Source organism: Solemya elarraichensis gill symbiont, assembly GCF_002021095.1.
In the GTDB taxonomy this organism is placed as follows: domain Bacteria; phylum Pseudomonadota; class Gammaproteobacteria; order Chromatiales; family Chromatiaceae.
The window spans coordinates 1-2,877 of record NZ_MPRK01000216.1; the positions used below are offsets into that span (position 1 = coordinate 1).

The following is a 2,877-nucleotide window of genomic DNA, read 5'->3' on the forward strand; positions in this document are numbered from 1 at the left end:
GCCGAGCCAACAGACACACTATAGTTACACTATCGCCAAACGAGATGGAATTCAGTCTACTCGTGGATATGGAAGTCTACAGTAGTCAGGAACTGGATGTCATTACACGGAAGATCCCTTTGTCTACCACCAATTTGACTCGGCGATAGAGCCCCGATGGACCGGGGCTTTTCTTTTTTCGGACCCCTGAACCAGGGACTCCTTTGGTGTATTATCCTGCGCCATGAACAGAGAGAAACGTACCCGGATTTTTGAACGCCTTCGTGCTGAAAACCCCAACCCGACAACCGAACTGCATTTCGAAACAGCATTTGAACTGCTGGTTGCCGTGGTTCTCTCCGCGCAGGCAACCGATAAGGGCGTCAACAAGGCGACTGCCAAGCTCTTCCCTGTAGCTAACACACCAGAGCAAATTCTGGCCATGGGCGAAGAGAGGCTGAAAGAGAAAATCAGAACTATTGGCCTCTTCAACAGCAAGGCCGCCAATATCATCAAGACCTGTGCAATTCTGATTGAACAGCACGACAGTCAGGTACCATCTGAAAGGAAAGAGCTGGAAGCCCTGCCGGGTGTCGGCAGAAAAACTGCCAACGTCATTCTTAACACCTGGTTTAAACAGCCCACCATGGCTGTTGATACGCATATCTTCCGTGTCTCCAATCGCACAGGCATCGCTCCCGGTAAGAACGTTCTCGAGGTCGAGAAACGCCTGCTGCGCCTGATTCCCGAAGAGTTCATGATGGATGCCCACCACTGGCTGATCTTGCATGGCCGCTATACCTGCATCGCACGCAAGCCACGCTGCGGATCCTGCGTTATCGAGGATCTGTGTGAATTCAAAAAGAAACAGAGCTAGCGCCCGGATTATGCAACAGGCAGGGGCTGATGGAATCACCAGGATGGCTAATCGCTGAATGACTAACAACTAACGACTAATAACCAACAACTAACAAGGATGTGAAAAACTGGAATCTGCGTAATAATGTCGCACATATAACGTTATTCAGAAACCGAGCAGGGCAATATGTACGACAAAGCGCCATTCCCCGATAATCAACCGGTTCGTACCGGCATCTTACTGGTCAACCTGGGAACACCAGACTCGGCCTCTGTCAGTGACGTGCGCCGCTATCTCGATGAATTTCTCAGCGATCCGCGTGTGGTCGAGATTCCTCGCCTGCTGTGGTTCCTGATTCTGCACCTGGTGATTCTGCGTATTCGTCCAAGCCGATCGGCCAAGGCTTACAAGAGTGTCTGGAGTGATGAGGGGTCGCCACTGTTGGCAATCTCCCGTCGCCAGGCCGACAGGCTGCAACAACAGCTTGACCCGGAGAATTCCTCAACCGTGGTAGTGCTTGGCATGCGTTACGGCAATCCGTCGATCACCGACGCCCTTGATGAGTTGAGAACGCAGAATGCACGGCGCATCCTGGTTCTGCCGCTCTATCCGCAGTACTCGGCAAGTACGGTTGCCTCCGTATTTGATGCCGTCACCGATGAGTTACAGACATGGCGCTGGATTCCGGAATGCCGTTTCATCAACAACTACCCCGAGCATCCCGATTATATCGAGGCATTGGCAGACTCAGTACGGCGTCACCAGGAACAGCATGGCAAGGCTGACAAGTTACTGCTCTCTTTCCACGGTATTCCACAGGAGTATGTCGACAAGGGCGACCCCTATGCCGATGAGTGCAGGCAGACTACTGAAAAACTGGTACGGGCACTCAATCTCGACGACTCTGAGTGGCTACAAACCTTTCAGTCACGCGTAGGTAACAAGCCCTGGCTGCAGCCCTACACGGATGCAACCATGAAATCACTCGCCGCACAGGGAGTCAAAAGCGTGCAGGTGATCTGCCCCGGCTTCTCTGTCGATTGCCTTGAGACCATCGAGGAGATTGATGATGAGAACCGCCACTACTTTCTCGATAACGGTGGTGAACGCTTTGAATATATCCCGGCACTGAATGATGCTGACAAGCATATCGCCATGATGTCATCACTGATTGCACAGCATACAAACGGGTGGGACTGACATGTCTGACACGCCGCACCCAACAAACATCGTCATGCACCAGGCATCGCATCGTCTCGAAATCGAATTTGATGACGGCAACAGTTTCGAATACCCGGCTGAATTCCTGCGCGTCTACTCCCCCTCTGCGGAAGTGCGTGGGCACTGGGGTCAGGGCGCCAAGCTGCAGCTCGACAAGCAGGACGTCAATATCGACAACATCCTTCCGGTTGGACAATATGCCATCAAAATAGTCTACGACGACGGTCATGACTCAGGCCTCTACGACTGGGCCTACCTGCATGACCTTGGCCACAAGCAGGCGCTCTACTGGAACGAATATCTCGAAAAACTGCGTGAAGCCGGACATACGCGCACCCCGTCAAAGCTGGAATCCGATGGCTGGAATTGAGCGCCAACGTGATATTTTTACCGTCAGCCGCCTTAACATGGAGGTGCGTTCAGCGCTGGAAGGCAGTTTCCCGCTACTGTGGATCAGCGGTGAAATCAGCAACCTTGCCATGCCGCGTTCCGGCCACGTCTATTTCTCACTGAAGGATTCACAGGCACAGGTTCGCGCGGCCCTGTTCAGAAACAAACGCAACTTTCTGCGCTTTGCTCCTGAAAATGGCATGCAGGTGATCGTGCGTGCCCGTGTCACCCTGTATGAACCTCGCGGCGACTACCAGCTGATTGTCGAACAGATGGAGATGGCCGGCGAAGGTGCGCTGCGCCAACAGGTCGAGCAGCTCAGACAGAAACTCGACACCGAAGGCCTGTTCGATGCTGCAGCAAAGCAGGAGATTCCACCCTTCCCTGCCAGTGTCGGCGTCATGACATCTGCTTCAGGTGCGGCTCTG

Annotated in this window: 4 protein-coding genes; all 4 read left to right on the plus strand. The window is 53.3% G+C overall.

Annotated features, from left to right (window positions below; all coding sequences use genetic code 11):
* Positions 1-223: 223 nt before the first annotated feature.
* Positions 224-856: an endonuclease III gene (gene nth / locus BOW51_RS09195; RefSeq protein ID WP_078477464.1), complete on the plus strand. Its 633-nt coding sequence runs from the start codon at positions 224-226 to the stop codon at positions 854-856.
* A gap of 168 nt (positions 857-1,024) precedes the next feature.
* Positions 1,025-2,038, plus strand: coding sequence for a ferrochelatase (hemH, locus tag BOW51_RS09200; protein WP_078477465.1), 1,014 nt, complete (start codon positions 1,025-1,027; stop codon positions 2,036-2,038).
* Between the two features lies 1 nt (position 2,039).
* Positions 2,040-2,429 (plus strand): gamma-butyrobetaine hydroxylase family protein, encoded by a 390-nt coding sequence (locus tag BOW51_RS09205; protein ID WP_078477466.1) that lies wholly within the window; start codon positions 2,040-2,042, stop codon positions 2,427-2,429.
* Positions 2,416-2,877: exodeoxyribonuclease VII large subunit (locus tag BOW51_RS09210; protein ID WP_167367303.1), on the plus strand; the 462-nt coding region annotated here is incomplete at its 3' end. The genes BOW51_RS09205 and BOW51_RS09210, both read left to right, overlap by 14 nt.